Origin of the sequence: Bacillus sp. FJAT-18017 (assembly GCF_001278805.1) — a bacterium.
GTDB lineage: Bacteria > Bacillota > Bacilli > Bacillales > Cytobacillaceae > Bacillus_D.
This window is the reverse complement of sequence record NZ_CP012602.1, coordinates 3,461,156-3,479,143: the sequence shown is the minus strand read 5'-3', so window position 1 is coordinate 3,479,143 and position 17,988 is coordinate 3,461,156. Positions and strand designations below refer to the sequence as shown.

Here is a 17,988-nt window from a genome sequence, read left to right as displayed (position 1 = left end):
CTAATTAGATGAATATAAAATTAGGTGGCTGAATACTATGCAATTGGACCGGATTGTTTCGTTTTATAAAACGATGGGTGACCCTACCCGTATCAGAATTACAGTACTTCTTTCTAGTGGGCCGCTGCATGGTCAGGCGATCGCTGGAAAGCTGGGACTTACTCCCCCTACTATTACACACCATTTGAAAAAGCTTCGTGAAGTCGGGATTGTCAAAGAACGGCGGGATAAAAATACTATTTATTTTTATTTAAATGAATCCATGATCAAGCAGCAGGCGCAGGTTTTGTCACAGCTTTTGGAGAAGAGAGGGGAGGAACAGGTCAAAATGGTCGATACGAGTATTGAAAAACAGAAAGTAATCAACAACTTCTTCACCAAGGAAGGAAAGTTGAAAAGCATTCCAGCTCAGCGGAAAAAGAAATTGTATGTGTTTGAGCATATCGTCAAGGGTCTGGAAAAAGGCCGTAAATACGAGGAAAAAGAACTGAATGAATATATAAAGAAATTTCACGAAGACTTTGCCACAATCAGGCGGGAATTTATCATAAACCATTATATGTTCAGGGAAAACAGTATTTACGAATTAAATCCAGAGGAAATGTGGGCTAAATAGAGGGCTTCCATAAACTAAATTCATTTGGTTGATATTTCCAATTTTACCTTTCTCTTTGAGTCCTTAATATAAAAAAACAGTTATGAACCATTGTCGTTTTAAAGCGAAAAAGAGATTGTTTTGTCTTGTTTTGCGATTCTATTTACTTTGTTCCAAATCGCTGGCATAATTTTTTAAGTGTTGCATAATTAATATGCAGCTCTAATAGAAATAAGCAGTAATTGGAGGAAGGTTGAACGTGTTAGATCAGAGCTGGCAGCCTGAAACGATGATGGGAGAAATACAGGCTAAACGACAATTGATGATTGAATCGGCGAATTTAAGCGGTTTCACTAGTGAAAATACAATTCGATATAGCCAGGAACTTGATGAACTGATTGTAGCTTATCAAAAGGTTAGAAACAGAATGCAAAACCCTGGGCAAATATTTGGAGACATAACAGGAAGCTGGAATCAGGAAATAGGCTTTGTTCTTTCCGCCAGACTTACTAAACAAAATGAGTTGTAAAATTAAATATAGTGGTTAGGGGCGCTGCAATAGATGCAGGGTCCTTTTGATTTGTTCTAAGCCCCCTGAAAAAAATAAAAAATAAAAAACCTATTTTGAACCTTACCCACATAAAAATTATTAATAACTGGGTTTTACTGTGACATATATCATTGTTAATATTTGAATATTTTTTATAGTAATAGTATCGGCAAAATTCTTTTTGTCTATGTTTTTTCCCGCCACTTGTTTTGCTTTTAGATTTTTTACTACTACATCATGTTCAAACCTACACAACCTTCTTTACTGAACCATCACAGAATTCCAGCTTTCAGTTCATTGGTTAGTACTATGCTTGTTTTACGTCACATATATCGTAATACATGCATTTTAATTTTAAAGAAAAAGAAAACGTTTTCATTCTTTGTGAAGGGAAGGGAGTATATGCATATTGTTGTTTGTGTAAAACAAGTGCCAGATACTAAAATCATTAAAATCAACCCTAAGACGAACACACTTGATCGCCGCAGCGCACCAGCTATTCTAAATCCATACGATGCCCATGCGGTCCAGGAAGCGGTCAAAATCAGGGAATTGACCGGGGGGACAATTTCGGTGCTATCGATGGGGCCGCCGCAGGCAACTGCAGTCATTAAACGAAGTATAGAAATTGGTGCTGACAGAGGCTATTTGATAACAGATCGGGCATTTGCAGGGGCGGATACGCTTGCTACAAGCTATGCCTTATCTAAAGCACTTGAGAAGATTAGTAAAGAACTTCCTATCGATCTTGTTATTTGTGGCAAGCATGCAATTGATGGTGACACCGGCCAGGTAGGTCCAGGGATTGCAAGGAGACTGGATATTCCACCGGTTACGAATGTTATTGAAGTCCCAGAGGTCAATATACCTGAGAAAACAATCCTAATTAAGAGGAAGCAAACAAAAGGGCATGAATTAATCCAAGCCCAGCTTCCATGCCTGTTGACAGTAGAAAAGGAAATTAATGAAATCGAATATTCTCCGCTTCCTAATATGATAAGAGCTGTAAGGTATGAACCTGTAATCTGGGCAGTCAGTGATTTCGATGATGTAGATCGGACCCAGTTAGGCCTAAAAGGTTCACCAACGATTGTTGGAAAGATGTTTTCTCCTCCTAAGCCAGAGGGCGGCAAGAGGATTGAAGGAACACCTGATCAGCAGGTAAGCGAACTTATAAGCCTCCTAATGGAGAAAAAAGAACTTTTACAGCCTAATTCAGCAAACTAAACAACTGTTCTATGAGGATAGGAGGATCGAAATGAATTTGGATGATTACAGAGGAGTATGGGTTTTTATAGAAGCGACAGATGGGAAAATTGAAGGGGTTTCACTTGAACTGCTTGGAGCAGGCAGACAGCTTGCTGATAAGCTTGAGGTCCCACTTGCCGGGGTGTTGCTTGGGGAAAAGGTTAAGCAGCTTTCATCAACCGTTATTGCTTACGGCGCTGATGAAGTATATGTTATCGACCACCCTGTTTTAAAGCATTACCGGACTGAATCGTTTATGAAGGTCGTAATTATGCTTGCTGAAAAATATAAGCCCGAGATATTCCTGTATGGGGCTACTCCAAATGGGAAGGATCTGGCAAGCGCGGTGGCAACCGACCTTAATACCGGCCTGACAGCCGATACGACAATGCTCGATGCCGATGTATCAAGCAGGCTTCTTGAAGCAAGCCGGCCGGCATTTGGCGGAAATATAATGGCCACCATTCTTTGTAAAAAGCACCGGCCGCAAATGGCAACCGTAAGACCAAAGGTAATGAAAGCACTTGAGCCTGATACATCAAGGCCAGGCAGAATCATAGAGGAAAGTATTGACCTTTCTGAAGAAGACATGCGTACAAAAGTGCTTAAAATTGTGAATGACATAACAAATACTGCAAACCTTGCAGATGCCCATGTTATTGTTTGTGGCGGCAAAGGACTTGGAGATTTCCAAAACTTCCAGATGCTTTACGATCTTGCAGAAACCATTGGCGCTACCGTCGGGGGAACCAGGGATGTTGTGGAAGCCGGCTGGCTGCCGCATTCACTTCAGATAGGACAAACCGGGGAAACCGTTACACCTAAGATTTATTTTGCCATCGGGGTGTCAGGGGCAATCCAGCACGTTGTTGGCATGAAAAATTCAGAGTTTATCATCGCAATCAACAAGGACCCGAATGCGCCGATTTTTGATGTAGCCACCTATGGGATTGTAGGGGATGCGCTTGAAATCGTACCTAAATTAACTGAACAATTTAAACAGATCCGGAATCAAAAGGGCGGTGAAATCAGTTATGCCTGAAAAGTTTGACGTAATAGTTGTCGGTGCAGGTCCTGCGGGTACCGCATGTGCCTTAGTCTGCGCCAAAAATGGCCTTAATGTGTTACTGATTGAACGAGGCGAATATCCTGGAGCAAAGAATGTTATGGGCGGCGTATTGTATAGAAAACAGACGGAGGAACTTATTCCTGATTTCTGGAAGGAAGCCCCGCTTGAGCGCCCTGTCGTTGAACAAAGATTTTGGATGATGGATAAGGAATCGGTGGTATCTTTTGGCTATAAGGGCTTAGAATGGGCCCAGGAGCCTTACAACAATTTCACGGTCCTTCGTGCCCAATTTGACCAATGGTTTGCTCAAAAGGCGGTCGAGCAGGGAGCATTGCTCATCAATGAAACAGTAGTAACTGAGTGTATTGTGGAAAATGGGAAAGTTGTCGGAGTACGCACGGACAGACCGGATGGGGATGTTTACGCGGACGTAGTTGTCCTGGCCGATGGAGTTAACTCACTGCTCGGCAAACAGCTTGGTTTCCACAAAGAATTCCGCCCGGACGAAGTGGCCTTGACCGTCATGGAAGTTATCAATCTTCCAAAAGAAAAAATTAACGACCGCTTTAATCTTGAAGGGAACCATGGATGTACAATTGAAATCTTTGGTGACTCAACCAAAGGTAACCTTGGAACGGCATTCTTGTATACAAATAAGGATAGCCTCAACATAGGCGTGGGGACTACTTTATCAAGCATGATAAAAGCAAAATTAAAACCGTATGATCTTTTGGATTATTTAAAGACTCACCCGATGGTCAAGCCTATGCTTGAAGGTGGAGAGTCGGCAGAATACCTCGCGCACTTGATTCCGGAAGGCGGCTTCCGTTCTGTTCCTAAGGTTGTTGGCAATGGAGTGGTTGTTGTAGGAGATGCAGCTCAGCTGGTCAATGCAATTCACCGTGAAGGTTCGAATATGGCGATGTATTCCGGTAAGCTGGCTGCTGAGGCAATTATCCAGGCGAAAGCCCGTGGCAATTATAGCCAGGCAAGCCTGAACAGCTATCGTGATGCTTTATACGGAAGCTTTATTATGAAGGATCTGGAAAAGTACAAGGATGCGGCGCATACATTTGAGAAATACCCGCAATATTTCAAGGAATATGTACCGATGATGAATCAGGCCATGAGCAAATTCTTTACGGTTGATGGCACTCCTAAACGTGACAAGCAAAAAGAGATCGTGAAGAGCATTACCAGTGAACGAGGTACCTTTAAGGTGCTTCAGGATGTCTATCGCGCATGGAAGGCGGTGAAATAATGTCCACTAAAACCCTCGAAGAAAAACAATATCTGCTTCGTTTCAAATGTGATACAAAATCTCATTTGACTGTTTTGGATACAGACATTTGCTCGACTAAATGCCCTGACAAACTGTGCACAGTATTCTGCCCTGCCGAAGTCTACAAGTGGGAAGGAACACGTATGCAGGTCGGCTATGAAGGCTGCCATGAATGCGGAAGCTGCCGGATTGGCTGCCCACACCAGAATATCAAATGGGAATATCCTAAGGGAGGACACGGAATCGTCTTTAGACTGGCGTAATTCTGTTGAATCCTCCGAAAAATAAGACAAAAAGCTGTCCGAGGGGCAGCTTTTTGTTTTTCGCATTGGAAGAGGATCTTGAAGACCCTACGAACAAAAAATGGTTGGTGCGGTCTTCAATAAGGATCCTTGAAGACCTTATGAGCAAAAAATTATTTACAGGGTCGTCAATAAAAGGTCTTGAAGACTCTATGAGCAAAAAATGGTCAGTGTGGTCTTCAATAAAAGCACTTGAAGATCCATTAGCAAAAAGCTTCCTCGAACCAAACAGCCCTTATTAATGATCATATAAAAAGAGTAAAAGGTAGGTGTGTTTATATTCCACTATTCACACGCTATGTATAGGAATTCACAATTGAGGTTAAAAAGAGGTGAAGCTTTAAGGGGAACGTGCCAGAGGGCTAACTGATTTTTGTATTTAATTCAAGGGAACAAAGTTCGTCATTCGTTCCGCATTGTTGGTAATGCTGGGCGAGTTCAATTGCGGGTTCAATTGCATCAAACAAAGGTGATGAATAATAGGGAGTCTCCCAATTAAAGGAGCCTTCTGAATCGGCAGTATAAACAACAACTTTCCAGTGGCAATAATCCTCCGGAAGTTCAATTTTTTCTTCCTGCAAGGCGATCAACCAATGAGTAGGTCCGGAGTTTGTAAGGCAGGAGTCTCTTAATATAGCTGAATCATTTTGGCCTATTTGCAACATTGCTGTTGGGTAAAACTCTCTATAATATGGAAAATTCATTCTTTGTCCCTCCCTTTAAGGTCTTACCTAAATTATATGTCGTGTCCTTATATAAATGTTTAAGTAAATGTTAAATTTTTTCGAATATTTAATTCACTCTTGTAATATGTGGCGATTTTCTGTCGAGTGACATTCATCACAACTATTCATTGCCAATCCTCCTATACTAAAAATAAATTAAAACACTATTTGGAAAGGGGAAAATAGAATGAGTGGATGTATGAGCTCTTTCGGAGGCATGGGAACTATCGTATTGTGTGAGGGGTTACAGCAATTGAAAAATGAGCATCCTCCTTTACTTGAACAGCTGGAGGGGTTGCTAAAGTTGGTTACGCATATTGAAAATGGAGTTGATGTGACAGAGAACTTCAGGGAACTGACAGTTAAGACCCAGGAGTTCATTGCGGATCTTGGCCCTCATTCAGACAGGGAAGAGGGTGTCCTGTTTGAAATGATGGGTACGTATATTGGGCGAACCTCGGGGCCGATTGCAGTCATGGAATACGAACATGACCGTGCCAAAACCTTGATTGGAAATTATCTCGCCACTACCGGGGCTGAAAATGTAAACTTTACAATTGATGAAATCAACACACTTGCTAAGCAAATCAAGGAAGCATACTATACATTAACAGACCATTTTGCCAAGGAAGAAAATGTGCTTTTCCCAATGGCGCAGAGGATGCTGTCAGAAGAAGAAAAGGCGGAACTTCATCGCCGGATTCAGGAAATTTAAATAAGATTATACTATCGAAACTAAAGGATGTACCTATCGAAAGGTATATCCTTTTTTAATTTCAGAGCTGCAACCTTGATTGATTTCGGGTGTATTCAGATCACAAAACAATGCCAATACCGGCTATTGGATACATTTCGTATGAAATTTGAGGTCAAAATGATGCCAATACCGGCTATTGGATACATTTCGCATGAAATTTGAGGTCAAAACGATGCCAATACCTGTTATTGGACACATTTCGAATGCAATTTGAAGTCAAAACGATGCCAATACACCGGTCATTTAGTTGATTGCCATTTTTGGTGTTAAGCAGATAGTTTTTGACATTGGAATTACACTTACTACAATCATGAAAGTAAAAGACTTGTTTGTGAATTTCTTTACTGTCAACATTGGCGGTTATCCATTGTTGGCTCCATTTGCGGGTATCACTTTTTCAATCGGAGTGGTAATCCTATCAGGAAATTTCGCCTACTTTCTTATAAATAAAAAACAAATTGTATAATAGGAAAAGCATGGCTGAAGGGCCATGCCTTTTTGCAATATTTAAATCAATCTGCTTTGTTCCATTGTCTGACGTTTTCATCTGGCGGAAGCAAAAGCGCAATAAGCCCCAGCAAAGGAAGGAATCCTAACGCTGTAATCATTTCCGGCAGGCCCGCCCAATCTGCTGCATATCCAAGTCCGACTGATCCAATCGCTCCCATTCCAAACGCAAGGCCGACTGTCAGCCCGGACATGAGGCCGATTTTCCCAGGAACAAGCTCCTGCGCATATACCACCGTTACAGAAAAGCTCGTCATTAGAATAAATCCGTTTAAAAGAAGGCAAAGCAATGCAGCAATAGGAGGGAGGAAAGGGATTGCGATAGAAAATGGGACCGCAGCAAGCATAGATCCAGCTATGACTTTCTTTCTCCCGAAACGGTCGGCTAGCGGACCGCCGAAAAATGTCCCAATTGCACCGGCAACAAGAAATGCAAATAGCAAGTACTGGGCTTGCTGAATCGAGAATCCATATTTCTCAATTGCAAAAAACGCATAGAAATTTGTGACTCCAGAAATATACCAGGAACGCGCAAAAATTAAAAGTAAAATGAACAATAAAGCAAGCTTTACAGCTTTAGACAGGGGCTTTGAATGCACAGCAGCCGATTTCTTGCCACCCAAAGCCCTTTTCGCGGTTTCAAGTCTTCCTGAGTACCAGCGTGCAATATAAACGAGCAGAGTGACAGCGACAGCTGCTACAATAGCAAACCAGGCTGCTCCCTTTTGCCCGAAAGGTACAAGCACGAGAGCTGTAATCAAGGGAGCCAATGCCTGTCCGGAATTACCGCCTACCTGGTAGATTGATTGAGCAAGCCCCCTCTTAGTCCCGGCTGCCATATAGGCGACCCTTGACCCTTCTGGATGGAAAACAGCGGAACCCAGGCCAATGAAAATAACGGATAGAATGATTAATGTAAAATTAGGTGCAAAAGCAAGCCCGAGGACGCCAGCCATTGAAGAAGCCAATCCAATTGGAAGGGCATAAGGAAGCGGCCGTTTATCAGTAGCCTGGCCGACAACAGGCTGCATAACAGAAGAAATCATGTTCAGGGAAAATGCAATTAACCCCAATTGGGTAAAATTCAAGCCAAGGGATTTCTCTAGAATTGGAAACATTGCCGGTACAACCGACTGAATCGCATCATTCAATAAATGGCAAATACTAATAACAAACAGAATTTTGTATGTAGTTGCCTCAGGGTTAGTTTGGGTCTTAACAGCAGATGCAGCCTGTGAAGTCATATCTATACGAACTCCTCTATTAAAATTTTCTATAATTATAGAATAAAACTAAAATCCAAAAGAGGAAACAAGTTTTTGTAGTCCCTTGATTTGACAGTGGCTGTCCAATTTATTATAATTATCTTGAATTCGAGATACGTTAATTATACTACAAAGGGTGATTAATATGGAAAAAGACTCTGTTGCACAGTCACTGAAGCTATATATTGTTCTATCAAGGGCTTTTAAAGCGATTAATGAGCAAGTCAACAAGCTTATCCAGGAAAATGGATTAAATCCAACTGAATTTGCTGTCCTGGAACTTCTTTATCATAAAGGTGACCAGCCAATGCAGCAAATCGGAAGTAAAATCTTGATTGCAAGCGGAAGTATAACATATGTTGTTGATAAATTGGAGCAAAAAGGCCTTCTTCAGCGTGTTGCATGTCCTACTGATCGAAGGGTTACATTTGCGGCAATCACAGATAAAGGAAAAGAATTTATTGAAGAGGTATTTCCAAGCCATGAACAAAATATACACGAAATTATGTCCCGTATTTCCGAGGACGAACGCAGCCAGGCAATTGACCTTTTGAAAAAGCTGGGCATTCCATCAGGAAAATACTAAATAACTCAAGCAATAGACGGCAGCTAAGCCGTCTATTTTTGTTCCGTTTAGTAAACTAAATGCCTTCCATTCTCGACACACTTTGATACAAAATAGGAATGGCTTAACTTTTGATAATGGATACTATCCAAGAAATTCATTGTATTGCCACAATTGATTTGGAAGTCTATAATTGTTCTGCAAGACTTTTCTGAATATGAAGGAAAAGGGAAGGCTTGTGTCGAAACCAAAGGGTACTAAATGGAAAGAAGGGGAGCCATTTGAAATTTGAAGAATATACATACGCTCGTCCTGACATTGACGAAGCGAAACAATCATTCGAAGCTGCACTAAAAGAGTTCAAAGACGCAGCAAGTGCGGATGAGCAGGGACGGATCATGGACAAAATTAATGGATTAAGGAATAAGCTGACAACTATGTTCACGCTTGTTTCAGTTCGTCATTCCATTGATACCGAGGATGAATTTTATAAAGAAGAGCAGGATTTTATGGACGAAATCGGTCCTGAGCTGGAAGGGCTTGTCACCAAATACTATGAGGCCTTAACAAGCTCAAACTTCAGGAAAGAGCTTGAGGCAAAATGGGGGACACAGTTATTCGCACTAGCGGAAGCTCAGTTAAAAACATTTCAGCCTGACATCATCCCGCTTCTACAAAAAGAAAATAAGCTGGTTTCCGAATATACAAAGCTTGTGGCATCGGCAAAAATTGAATTTGACGGTGAAGAGCTTACACTTGCACAGCTGGATCCTTACACGGAATCCGTAAATCGCGAAACAAGAAAACGCGCCAGTGAAGCCAAATTCGGTTTCTTCAGCAGCAATGAGGAAAGCTTTGACCGTATTTATGATGACCTGGTAAAGGTTAGGACAGAAATTGCCCATAAGCTTGGCTATAAAAACTTTGTTGAACTGGCATACTTCAGAATGTACCGGACAGATTACAATGCAGAGATGGTGGCCGGATTCAGAAAACAAGTCGAGGAGTATATTGTCCCGATTGCCAGTAAACTGAAAAAACGCCAAGAGGAACGAATTGGTGTTGATAAGCTCTATTATTATGATGAAGGCTTCAGCTATACTTCAGGGAATCCTGTACCAAAAGGAAGCCCTGAATGGATTATTGAAAATGGTCAGAAAATGTACGATGAGCTGTCCTCGGAAACGGGTGAGTTTTTCCGTTTTATGAGGGAAAATAACTTAATGGACCTTGTTGCCAAGAAGGGTAAGGCTGCTGGCGGCTACTGTACATATGTGGAAGATTACAAGGCGCCATTTATCTTCTCAAACTTCAACGGAACATCCGGGGACATCGATGTATTGACCCATGAAGCGGGCCACGCGTTCCAGGTTTATTCAAGCAGGCATTTCCAAATCCCGGAATATTATTGGCCTACTTATGAAGCGTGTGAAATCCACTCGATGAGCATGGAATTTTTCACTTGGCCATGGATGGAATTGTTTTTCAAGGAGGACACTGAAAAATATAAGTTCCAGCACCTTGGAGGGGCGCTCCTATTCCTCCCGTATGGGGTTTCCGTCGATGAATTCCAGCATTGGGTATATGAAAATCCAGAGGCTACCCCTGCTGAAAGGAAAACACAGTGGCGTGAAATTGAAAAGAAATACCAGCCTCACAAGAACTATGAAGAGAATGATTATTTGAACCGAGGCGGATTCTGGCAGAGGCAAGGCCATATCTTCAATTCTCCGTTCTATTATATTGATTACACACTCGCCCAAATTTGCGCATTCCAATTCTGGAAGAGGTCCCAGGAGGATATGGAGTCAGCCTGGAAAGACTATCTCCATCTCTGTTCGCTTGGAGGCAGCCAGTCCTTCCTTGGGCTTGTAAAGGAAGCAGGTCTCATTTCTCCATTCGAGGATGGTTGCGTGGAATCGGTTGTCGGGGTAATTGAAAATTGGCTTGATTCAGTCGATGACAAGAAGCTTTAAATAATAATGTAAAACAGGGCCCGGGATATTTTCTGGGTCCTTTTCATCAGGTAATAAAATTATCAGCAGGGACGTGCGAGGAAAAAGAGTCTGGAGATGAAAACCCCTGTCCCTGCGATGATTACTCTCTGGTGCTTCCCTTTGTGGAGCCAGAATCAATTGCCCTGTTCATTCAACAAAAAAGAGGCGCCCAAAAGTAACTTTTGGACAACCTCTCATTGTACTAATTATTTACTTCTACAGCTCGTTCTTTCAGGACAATTCCATCTCCATCAAGAATAGCTTCCATCTTTTTCAAATCTGGCTGATCAAGAATCAAATCAGCAATTTTGTCTTCAAGCTGCTCCTGGATGACCCTCCTCAATGGGCGGGCACCAAATGCCGGATGATAACCAAGTTCGGCTAGTTTGGTTTTAGCTTCCTGAGTGACAGCCAAAGACAGGCTTTGTTCGGCAAGTGTTGCATTTAAATCTGCAATCATCAAGTCAACAATTTGCAGCAAGTCTTCTTTTGCCAGCTGTGTGAATTCAATGATGCTATCAAAGCGGTTCAGGAATTCGGGCTTGAAGTAGCCATCCAAGGATTCCAGAAGTCCGGTTTGTTTGCTTTGCCCGCTGTTACCAAAGCCGACGTGGATAGGCTTGAAGCCTGCTCCGGCGTTTGTAGTCATAATGACGACTGTGTCCTTGAAGGAGACAGTTCGGCCCTGGCTGTCGGTTAAACGTCCATCCTCCATGATTTGCAGGAACATATGCTGTACATCAGGATGGGCTTTTTCAATTTCATCTAGCAGGATAATGCTGTATGGATTTCTGCGGACCTTCTCGGTCAGTTGGCCAGCTTCCTCAAAGCCAACATAGCCAGGAGGTGAACCAATAAGCTTTGATACACTGTGTTTTTCCATGTATTCGCTCATATCAAGCCTGATCATGGCATCTTTTGTTCCGAATAGCTCCGCGGCTAGAGTCTTTGTTAGTTCGGTCTTCCCGACACCTGTTGGGCCGGCGAACAGGAATGAGCTAATCGGCCTTTGTTTTGCCTTCAGGCCTGCGCGACTGCGGCGGATAGCCTTAGCAACCTTCTTCACAGCCTCTTTTTGCCCAATTACCTTCCTGCCAATTGATTCTTCAAGATTTTTCAGCATTTGTTGTTCCCCTTCATGCAATTTGCCTACAGGGATACCGGTTTTCTTTTCGATTATAGTTTGGATATGGCTAGCCTCTACTACAGGCCGATTTTTGGGCTGGACTTCATTTAAGAGTTTTTCCAGCTCAGCCTCCTCATCACGCAGCTTAGCGGCTTTTTCATAGTTCTCCTCTTTTAATGCAATTTCTTTTTGAGCAGCGATGTTCTTTAACTTAGCATCAATATCCTCTTTGGAGGAAATGCTGCCAGAAGCAAGGTTTAGCTTGGAGCCAGCTTCATCAAGGAGGTCGATCGCCTTATCAGGCAGGAACCGATCCTGGATATACCGGTGTGATAGCTGGACACAAGCCTTGATAGCTTCTTCGGAGAAACTTACTTCATGAAAGGCTTCATATTTAGATTGAATCCCTTTTAGTATTTCAATCGCTGCCTCAACAGATGGCTCATGAACGTGAATTGGCTGGAACCTTCGTTCAAGAGCTGCATCCTTTTCAATTTGGCGATATTCCTTTAGGGTTGTCGCGCCAATTAATTGTAATTCTCCACGGGCAAGTGCTGGTTTGAGAATGTTTCCTGCATCCATTGATCCTTCTGCGGAGCCTGCACCTACCAGCAAGTGTATTTCGTCTATAAACAGAATGATATTTTTGCGTTTTTGAAGCTCTGAGATCATTTGCTTCATACGTTCTTCGAATTGGCCGCGAATGCCGGTATTTGCAACAAGCGAAGCCACATCCAGCAAGTAAATTTCCTTGTTTGCCAGTTTCGCAGGGACCTTGCCTTCTATTATTTTCAAAGCCAGGCCTTCGGCTATAGCGGTTTTACCAACACCCGGTTCACCGATTAGCACTGGATTATTTTTATTTCGTCGGTTCAATATTTCAATAACGCGTTCAACTTCTTCATCACGTCCAATAACAGGGTCAATTAAACCCGCTTTAGCAGCTTGTGACAGATTTCTTCCGTAATTGTCAAAGAAACCATTGCCAGCCTTAGCCTTTTTGGATTCCTGAGCTTCGGCAAAGTCTTGGTCTGGGATGTCCTGGCCGCCAAATGGTGGAGTATTAAAGTTAAAGAAAGAAGAAGGTATTCCGGCAGATGGCCCAAAGCTGCTTGCCATTGCCTGACGCTCCTTGGTGTAACAATCCTGGCATAGCATAAAGTCTTTTTTCATACCATTAACATTTATTTTTAACTGAATTGTTGCCTGGTTTTGTGTACATTGTTGGCAAAGCATAGTTCTGCCTCCCTTAAAAGTTTGATTTTGACTAACTTTGACCTTTCTGATTTTAAGTATACTTTGACCTTCTTTGACTTTCAACCGATTTGCTTAAAAATCTTTATTGAAAAGGTACTCCAATTTATGGAAGAGAGTTTTTCTTTTAAAGTTTGCAAGGTAGGAATGGTTTGTCCTATTTCCCATATAGTTTAATGGGGAGGGATGTCTCTTTGAAACGGAATTGGACAGGAGCCTTCCAAATCGCCGCTGTTTATGTGGGAACTGTAGTGGGAGCGGGGTTTGCAACTGGAAGGGAAATTGTGGAGTTTTTTTCACGTTATGGATTTATTGGGTTCATTGGGATTTTAGTTAGCGGCTACTTGCTTGTTGCGCTTGGATCTAAGTTAATGAGGCTCGCTGTCTGGGCAAAAACAGAAACTTATGAAGAATTTAATGAATTTTTATTTGGGCGGGTTGCAGCTAAAATAATCAATATCCTTATGCTGCTCATGTTGCTAGGAGTGACCTCAGTGATGATGTCCGGGGCGGGGGCGGTGTTTAAAGAGCAAATCGGTGTGTCAAGCCATTACGGCGTTATTACGACCATTGTTTTGTCGGTAATTGTTATGGCTGTTGGCACAAAAGGCCTTTTTGCTGTAAACACCTTCATTGTACCGGCAATGATTGCTTTCAGTTTGTTTCTTATGATTCTGTCACTGGACAATCCCGGGTTGAAGGATGCTTTTTTTAAAATGGATGATGATAGCATAAGCTGGAGGGGGTTTATTTCCCCATTTTTATACATTGCCTTTAATCTTGGTCTTTCCCAGGCAGTACTTGTACCGATAGCCGCCGAAGTACGTGATGACTGGACGATTAAGTGGGGGGGGATTCTCGGGGGAATAGCACTGACACTCATCTTGTTTTCTAGTCATTTGACTATGGTCATGCTCCCAAACCTTGAAACTTATGAAATCCCAATGGCGGCTGTAATGCTCAGACTCGCAGCCGGTTTCCATTGGATTTTTGTGGGGATTGTGTATGCAGAGATTTTTACATCTGTCATAGGAAATATTTATGGACTTGAGAGACAGCTAAGAAAATACTTGCCATTGAATACGATGACAATAACGGCCGGAATATTTATCGTATCCTACGCGGCAAGTTTGATTCATTATGGAACACTCTTGTCTTTCCTTTATCCATTATTCGGATACGTTAGCCTAGCTTTTTTAGTGCTGTTATGGGCCAAACCCATGCCTGTAAAAAAGAAATAAACGAAAAGTATCCGCCGCAGCGCGGATACTTTAATTTAGTGGCATAAATACAAACAGTAGCAGGTCGAAAATTAGATGAGAGACTATGACAAGAGGCATGCTTCTTTTCCATGCATAGAGGAGGCCCCAGGCTATTCCGGATACCAAGGCTGCTAATACAAGCAGGAATTCATTGGAGTAAATGTTTACTGAGGCATACATTACAGAAGAGATAAGGACACTGGCAAGCGGTGACATTTTTCTTATAAGCCTCTTTTGAACGAACCCTCTCCAAAATAACTCTTCTCCCGGTGCAGCTATTAGGATGAGTGCGATATATTGCCAAAATTTACTCGGGGCAAACCAGTTATAAAGCTTCGCTATATTGTCCTCAAACGGCAAGCCCAACATTTTGAACAACAAGTTTCCTGTATAAAACAAGCCGTATATGAGGAGACCTGAGGCAATCCCCAAAGCCATGTATTGGCCAAAGGATAGCTGGTCATCAACATCTTCCTGCCAAATGGTCCAAATAGTTAAAAATAGCAGAGAAGCAGAAAAGATATACCAAAAAATATCCTTATCCTGAAATGTGAAAAAAAGCAATAAGTGAGCGAGTATAAAACCTGCAAGCAGGGGGTAATCCAGTTTTTCCAATAACATATTAAAATGTCATGCTCCTTTCAAACAATGAGCCTATTGTAGCAAAATATAAGGGCTCATGAAAGCACATACCTGTTATTATTCTTCCCTTTCTTCTAGACAGGCATGCAGGTTGGCAATAAATAAGGAAGAAAGTATAGTTGAAGAAAGAAGGGGGAGTCCAATGAAAAGAAGCGCGCTGATACTTGGGGCAACAGGGCTGGTCGGTAAGCAGCTCGTCCACGTTTTATCGTCTATGGATGAGTATTCCGAGCTGAGGCTTGTGGTTAGAAGAACAGGGGATTTTACGAACCCAAAAATAAAGGAATACATTATTGATATGAATGAAATGAATCAGCATCCTGAACTCTTTCATGTGGATGATATATTCTGCTGTTTAGGAACAACAATTAAAAAAGCCGGCTCCCAGGAAGCATTCCGCAAGGTCGATTACACATATCCTATTGAAGCAGCAAGGCTTGGTATTGAAAACGGAGTGAAACACTACCTCGTGATCTCCTCTACGGGAGCAAGAAAAGATTCTCCTTTTTTCTACAGCAGAGTGAAAGGGGAATTGGAGGAGACGCTAGCGGGCTTGCCTTTTAAATCTGTCTCAATCTTTAGGCCATCCCTTTTAGTTGGAGAAAGGGAGGAATTCAGGTTTGGTGAAAAATTGGCCGAATGGGTGTACCGTCCGTTCGCTGGAATTTTGCCTGGGAAACTTAAAAAATATGCACCAGTCGAGGGACATGTTGTAGCCGCTTCAATGGCCATCACTGCGATTAAACCAAAGAGTGGAGTCAGAATTATAGAGTCCGATGAAATAGCAAGGCTGGGAATGGTAAAAAATTAAAAAAGCAAAAGCAGCTGGTATGAAGCCCGGCTGCTTTTGCACGTATATTTAATTTACGCTTTCTCTAATAACCTTATAGTTTTTATGATTAATGACAGTACGCTGGTCCAACTCCAAATCCCGGTAATTGTCCATATAAGTGAGGTCGACGATTACTGAGTTCTCATTTACTTTTTCAACTACTCCTTGAAGTCCTCCGCGGAATTCAATTACATTTCCCACTTCTGCTCTTTTCAACTGTCTCTCTCCTTTATGCTCCCATTTCTACTGGCATACTTAAGCTGGGTTACCCCTTGCCATTTAGTAAAAATTTTCTATCTAAAAGATTTTAATAACAGTTTGCACTAAAAAGATAAAAACGTAAAGGCTTTCTTTTTTAAATAATAAGATTTTTTGGCTGGTTGTGTTGGGGTTAAGAAATTCCCCTTTCCTCCTACATGACATTGATGGGTTTCTGCACTTTCTGAAAGGCTCAGGAAAATCCGCGTATTTGAGGGAAGAACACGCATTTTCCGTTTCATTTATGCTATTTTTAATCCGGTTACTGATTAAATTAGCAGTTATATATACATATTCACTATTTTTCAGAAATTGTTCAAAAAATGGGGAAACTGGACAGAAACTCGAAGGAAGATTATTATTCGGTTAAATAAGGAAGGGGCGGTGATAGTATGACAGAAAATGAAGTAAATGAAATTCTTGACCAGCTTCGAGATGGAGTTCTCGCGGAGTATTATGTTACGAACGAGGACTTTTTGCCATTTAGAACTGTTTTGGTAAACAGAGAGGACTTTAAGCATTTCCGAGGAATTGCCCAACGCGGGGGAGGAGTCATTTATGAATATCAAAGTGACCCGCGCAGTTAAATTTGAAAAATAATTCTCCCTTCTAATTAATATTGCTCATTTAAACCGAGTATTAGGTGGTGCAGAGAATCAACAAAGTAGCGCCATGATATAAGAAATGAAAATACGAAAGGGGAAATCTGATATGCGGTTTGAAGGGAAGACCGTAATTGTTACTGGTTCTGCAAACGGCATTGGTAAGGGAATTGCACAGATGTTTGCAGAAGAAGGTGCAAACCTCGCTCTGGCAGATGTAGACGTGGAGGCAGGCAAGGTATTTGTCCAAGAGTTATCCCGATATCCAGGCGAGGCTGTCTTCTTTGATACAGATGTAAAAAATGGGGACAGCATTTCTTTGCTAGTGGAGAAAACAGTAAAAAAATTTGAAAAAATTGATGTGTTGATTAATAACGCAGGAATATCCAAGTTCAACAATTTTTTTGAGCTTACAGTAGAAGAGTGGGATGAGATCATCAACACGAATCTCCGCAGCACTTTTTTGTTGTCGCAGTCAACTGCCAGAATGATGAAAGAAAAAGGAGGCGGTAAAATCATTAATATTGCCTCGACCAGAGCATTTATGTCCGAACCGAATACTGAAGCATATTCTGCATCCAAAGGAGGGATTGTAGCCCTGACTCATGCACTTGCCAGGACGCTTGGCCCCTATGGAATTACAGTAAACTCCATAAGCCCCGGCTGGATTGAAACAGTGGACTATGAGGCGCTTTCCGAACGCGACCATAAACAGCATCTAAGCGGGCGTGTAGGAAAACCTGATGATATTGCCCGGGCCTGCCTATTTCTTTCTGACCCATTAAATGATTTCATTACCGGCGAAAATTTGACGATTGATGGCGGCATGACAAAAAAAATGATCTATGAGGAATAGACCAGACCAGAAAGTGGTGAATTATACATAGAGGAGTGGGGATATGGGAGTCTTGGAAACTATGGGGAAACTGAAAATGAAATACCCTAATTGGCAAATGAAGGGCAATGGTAAATTTCCGTACTGTTAAGAAACATTTATATAAATGAACGAAGAAATCTCTTTTGATAGTAAGGGAATACGTAAAGACTCAATTGAGAAAAAAGGGATATGGGGAGATTCTCTATGTTCCCCTTGAGTAATTTCAAGAGGACCCCTTTGATGAGTGGGGGAATCGAAGGGTAAACTAATTTT

19 protein-coding genes are annotated in these 17,988 nt (G+C 41.9%); 14 read left to right on the top strand and 5 right to left on the bottom strand.

The genetic code is table 11. From position 1 onward, the window contains the following. Positions 1 to 37 precede the first annotated feature (37 nt). The 7 genes from AM500_RS16295 (at position 38) to AM500_RS16265 (ending at position 5,288) form a co-directional block, all read left to right on the top strand. Positions 38 to 616, top strand: coding sequence for a DUF2087 domain-containing protein (locus tag AM500_RS16295; protein ID WP_053600150.1), 579 nt, complete (start codon positions 38 to 40; stop codon positions 614 to 616). 238 nt (positions 617 to 854) lie between these two features. Continuing rightward, positions 855 to 1,124 carry an aspartyl-phosphate phosphatase Spo0E family protein gene (locus AM500_RS16290; protein ID WP_053600149.1) on the top strand — a complete coding sequence of 90 codons (270 nt, stop codon included), beginning with the start codon at positions 855 to 857 and terminating at the stop codon, positions 1,122 to 1,124. 423 nt (positions 1,125 to 1,547) lie between these two features. Then, positions 1,548 to 2,372, top strand: a complete 825-nt coding sequence (locus AM500_RS16285) for an electron transfer flavoprotein subunit beta/FixA family protein (RefSeq protein WP_053600148.1) — start codon at positions 1,548 to 1,550, stop codon at positions 2,370 to 2,372. 31 nt (positions 2,373 to 2,403) lie between these two features. Then, entirely contained in the window at positions 2,404 to 3,435 is a 1,032-nt protein-coding gene (locus AM500_RS16280) for an electron transfer flavoprotein subunit alpha/FixB family protein (RefSeq protein ID WP_053600147.1), read from the top strand. Further along, positions 3,428 to 4,723 carry an FAD-dependent oxidoreductase gene (locus AM500_RS16275; protein WP_053600146.1) on the top strand — a complete coding sequence of 432 codons (1,296 nt, stop codon included), beginning with the start codon at positions 3,428 to 3,430 and terminating at the stop codon, positions 4,721 to 4,723. Before AM500_RS16280 ends, AM500_RS16275 begins: the two co-directional genes overlap by 8 nt. Next, positions 4,723 to 5,007: a ferredoxin family protein gene (locus AM500_RS16270; RefSeq protein WP_053601749.1), complete on the top strand. Its 285-nt coding sequence runs from the start codon at positions 4,723 to 4,725 to the stop codon at positions 5,005 to 5,007. The genes AM500_RS16275 and AM500_RS16270 overlap by 1 nt, the downstream gene beginning before the upstream one ends. Before the next feature lie 53 nt (positions 5,008 to 5,060). Continuing rightward, positions 5,061 to 5,288, top strand: coding sequence for a hypothetical protein (locus AM500_RS16265; RefSeq protein ID WP_156319832.1), 228 nt, complete (start codon positions 5,061 to 5,063; stop codon positions 5,286 to 5,288). Between the two features lie 120 nt (positions 5,289 to 5,408). On the opposite strand, the gene AM500_RS16260 is transcribed toward AM500_RS16265, so the two are convergent. Further along, the gene (locus AM500_RS16260; RefSeq protein WP_053600144.1) at positions 5,409 to 5,750 is read right to left on the bottom strand and encodes a hypothetical protein; all 342 of its coding nucleotides are present in this window, start codon (positions 5,748 to 5,750) and stop codon (positions 5,409 to 5,411) included. Between the two features lie 208 nt (positions 5,751 to 5,958). Between AM500_RS16260 and AM500_RS16255 the strand changes: the two genes are divergently transcribed. After that, positions 5,959 to 6,486, top strand: coding sequence for a hemerythrin domain-containing protein (locus tag AM500_RS16255; RefSeq protein WP_231688017.1), 528 nt, complete (start codon positions 5,959 to 5,961; stop codon positions 6,484 to 6,486). A 554-nt stretch (positions 6,487 to 7,040) separates the two neighbouring features. Here AM500_RS16255 and AM500_RS16245 read toward each other — a convergent pair. After that, positions 7,041 to 8,279: an MFS transporter gene (locus AM500_RS16245; RefSeq protein WP_053600142.1), complete on the bottom strand. Its 1,239-nt coding sequence runs from the start codon at positions 8,277 to 8,279 to the stop codon at positions 7,041 to 7,043. A gap of 166 nt (positions 8,280 to 8,445) precedes the next feature. On the opposite strand from AM500_RS16245, the gene AM500_RS16240 reads away from it, so the two are divergent. Together AM500_RS16240 and AM500_RS16235 are read left to right on the top strand one after the other, a co-directional pair. Further along, positions 8,446 to 8,886: a MarR family winged helix-turn-helix transcriptional regulator gene (locus tag AM500_RS16240; RefSeq protein ID WP_053600141.1), complete on the top strand. Its 441-nt coding sequence runs from the start codon at positions 8,446 to 8,448 to the stop codon at positions 8,884 to 8,886. A gap of 260 nt (positions 8,887 to 9,146) precedes the next feature. Continuing rightward, a complete protein-coding gene (locus AM500_RS16235) occupies positions 9,147 to 10,841 on the top strand; it encodes a M3 family oligoendopeptidase (protein ID WP_053600140.1) in 1,695 nt (564 codons plus the stop codon). A gap of 223 nt (positions 10,842 to 11,064) precedes the next feature. On the opposite strand, the gene AM500_RS16230 is transcribed toward AM500_RS16235, so the two are convergent. Beyond that, positions 11,065 to 13,224 (bottom strand): ATP-dependent Clp protease ATP-binding subunit, encoded by a 2,160-nt coding sequence (locus tag AM500_RS16230; RefSeq protein WP_053600139.1) that lies wholly within the window; start codon positions 13,222 to 13,224, stop codon positions 11,065 to 11,067. A 212-nt stretch (positions 13,225 to 13,436) separates the two neighbouring features. Here AM500_RS16230 and AM500_RS16225 point away from each other — a divergent pair, with 212 nt between their 5' ends. Beyond that, positions 13,437 to 14,483, top strand: a complete 1,047-nt coding sequence (locus tag AM500_RS16225) for a YkvI family membrane protein (RefSeq protein WP_053600138.1) — start codon at positions 13,437 to 13,439, stop codon at positions 14,481 to 14,483. A 30-nt stretch (positions 14,484 to 14,513) separates the two neighbouring features. On the opposite strand, the gene AM500_RS16220 is transcribed toward AM500_RS16225, so the two are convergent. Next, positions 14,514 to 15,125: a CPBP family intramembrane glutamic endopeptidase gene (locus tag AM500_RS16220; RefSeq protein WP_053600137.1), complete on the bottom strand. Its 612-nt coding sequence runs from the start codon at positions 15,123 to 15,125 to the stop codon at positions 14,514 to 14,516. A gap of 163 nt (positions 15,126 to 15,288) precedes the next feature. Between AM500_RS16220 and AM500_RS16215 the strand changes: the two genes are divergently transcribed. Then, positions 15,289 to 15,957: an oxidoreductase gene (locus AM500_RS16215; protein ID WP_053600136.1), complete on the top strand. Its 669-nt coding sequence runs from the start codon at positions 15,289 to 15,291 to the stop codon at positions 15,955 to 15,957. A 48-nt stretch (positions 15,958 to 16,005) separates the two neighbouring features. On the opposite strand, the gene AM500_RS16210 is transcribed toward AM500_RS16215, so the two are convergent. Beyond that, the gene (locus tag AM500_RS16210) at positions 16,006 to 16,194 is read right to left on the bottom strand and encodes a YkvS family protein (protein WP_053600135.1); all 189 of its coding nucleotides are present in this window, start codon (positions 16,192 to 16,194) and stop codon (positions 16,006 to 16,008) included. 434 nt (positions 16,195 to 16,628) lie between these two features. On the opposite strand from AM500_RS16210, the gene AM500_RS16205 reads away from it, so the two are divergent. Together AM500_RS16205 and AM500_RS16200 are read left to right on the top strand one after the other, a co-directional pair. Continuing rightward, on the top strand, positions 16,629 to 16,823 hold the full coding sequence (locus tag AM500_RS16205) for a hypothetical protein (RefSeq protein WP_053600134.1): 195 nt from the start codon (positions 16,629 to 16,631) through the stop codon (positions 16,821 to 16,823). A gap of 124 nt (positions 16,824 to 16,947) precedes the next feature. After that, the gene (locus AM500_RS16200) at positions 16,948 to 17,694 is read left to right on the top strand and encodes an SDR family NAD(P)-dependent oxidoreductase (RefSeq protein ID WP_053600133.1); all 747 of its coding nucleotides are present in this window, start codon (positions 16,948 to 16,950) and stop codon (positions 17,692 to 17,694) included. Positions 17,695 to 17,988: the final 294 nt, after the last annotated feature.

Coding starts and splice junctions, on each gene's coding strand:
- AM500_RS16295 (WP_053600150.1), top strand. CDS start 38: ATGCAATTGGACCGGATTGTTTCGTTTTATAAAACGATGGGTGACCCT.
- AM500_RS16285 (WP_053600148.1), top strand. CDS start 1,548: ATGCATATTGTTGTTTGTGTAAAACAAGTGCCAGATACTAAAATCATT.
- AM500_RS16280 (WP_053600147.1), top strand. CDS start 2,404: ATGAATTTGGATGATTACAGAGGAGTATGGGTTTTTATAGAAGCGACA.
- AM500_RS16275 (WP_053600146.1), top strand. CDS start 3,428: ATGCCTGAAAAGTTTGACGTAATAGTTGTCGGTGCAGGTCCTGCGGGT.
- AM500_RS16270 (WP_053601749.1), top strand. CDS start 4,723: ATGTCCACTAAAACCCTCGAAGAAAAACAATATCTGCTTCGTTTCAAA.
- AM500_RS16260 (WP_053600144.1), bottom strand. CDS start 5,750: ATGAATTTTCCATATTATAGAGAGTTTTACCCAACAGCAATGTTGCAA.
- AM500_RS16255 (WP_231688017.1), top strand. CDS start 5,959: ATGAGTGGATGTATGAGCTCTTTCGGAGGCATGGGAACTATCGTATTG.
- AM500_RS16245 (WP_053600142.1), bottom strand. CDS start 8,279: ATGACTTCACAGGCTGCATCTGCTGTTAAGACCCAAACTAACCCTGAG.
- AM500_RS16240 (WP_053600141.1), top strand. CDS start 8,446: ATGGAAAAAGACTCTGTTGCACAGTCACTGAAGCTATATATTGTTCTA.
- AM500_RS16230 (WP_053600139.1), bottom strand. CDS start 13,224: ATGCTTTGCCAACAATGTACACAAAACCAGGCAACAATTCAGTTAAAA.
- AM500_RS16220 (WP_053600137.1), bottom strand. CDS start 15,125: ATGTTATTGGAAAAACTGGATTACCCCCTGCTTGCAGGTTTTATACTC.
- AM500_RS16215 (WP_053600136.1), top strand. CDS start 15,289: ATGAAAAGAAGCGCGCTGATACTTGGGGCAACAGGGCTGGTCGGTAAG.
- AM500_RS16205 (WP_053600134.1), top strand. CDS start 16,629: ATGACAGAAAATGAAGTAAATGAAATTCTTGACCAGCTTCGAGATGGA.
- AM500_RS16200 (WP_053600133.1), top strand. CDS start 16,948: ATGCGGTTTGAAGGGAAGACCGTAATTGTTACTGGTTCTGCAAACGGC.